Source organism: Frateuria defendens, from assembly GCF_001182895.1.
GTDB classification, from domain to species: domain Bacteria; phylum Pseudomonadota; class Gammaproteobacteria; order Xanthomonadales; family Rhodanobacteraceae; genus Frateuria_B; species Frateuria_B defendens.
This window is the reverse complement of record NZ_LFQR01000200.1, coordinates 1-840: the sequence shown is the minus strand read 5'-3', so window position 1 is coordinate 840 and position 840 is coordinate 1. Positions and strand designations below refer to the sequence as shown.

Annotated in this window: 1 protein-coding gene; it reads left to right on the top strand. The window is 60.8% G+C overall.

Annotated elements, in window-relative coordinates:
* Positions 1-171: 171 nt before the first annotated feature.
* Positions 172-840, top strand: a 669-nt coding sequence (locus ACH65_RS17900; protein ID WP_153242667.1) for a lysozyme inhibitor LprI family protein, incomplete at its 3' end; no start/stop codon positions are given.

Sequence of the window (840 nt, the reverse complement as noted above, 5' to 3'; positions counted from 1 at the left end):
CCGTGATTCACACCGCCAGAGCAAGCCATGGGCAGCCGTTACAACACGCAGGCCAAGGCGATCCAGCGATCACGGGAACCATAGAACTACCGATAAGAGCCAAGTAGATCTCACAAATGCGGCATGCCTTGGTGAGTAATATGAGCTGTTGCCAAAGGACATGGATTACCCATGATGGGAATCGGCATGCCTGGATGGCTGTTGAATCATCCAGACCCGCGCACTGCCCGCCGTAGCACGGCACTGCTAAGCCGACTGGTGGCCGCGTTGCTTCTGGCAATGGCATGGAAGGCGTCTGCCGCGCCCTCTCCGCCGCAGCAAATGGAGCAGGCCATTGCCTACGACTATGACGTGCAGGATGCGCGGCTCAATACCGCCTACCGGAAGCTTGCCAGTTCGCTTGACGCCGCCCGGCGCAAGGCGCTGCGCGATGAGGAGCGCGCATGGATGGTCGAACGCGACCAGGCATGCGGCAAAGGGAGTGCGCCGGGCAGCGTCGCCAGGAACGCATGCACCCTCGCCAGGACGTCCGCGCGCGCGGATAAGCTGGAGAAACAGGTATCGAAGCTGTTGACGGAGGGCTTCAGCGGCTCATATGGCTACCAGACCCATTGCAATTTCGGACATTACGTTCAATTCGTTATCAAACACGGTGCGCCCGACTATGCCGGCACCTGGTCCGACGGCACCCGGGTACACGGCGACTTCGGAGAGTTCCGCGGGCAGGAGCGCAACGGCCAGCTGTATGTACGCTTCTGCACTGCTGGTGGCATGAAGGGGTGGCCGGAGTGTCCGGCATACGGAGCCGAGGATGACGCTTACTTTGTTTCGCAAGGCAGG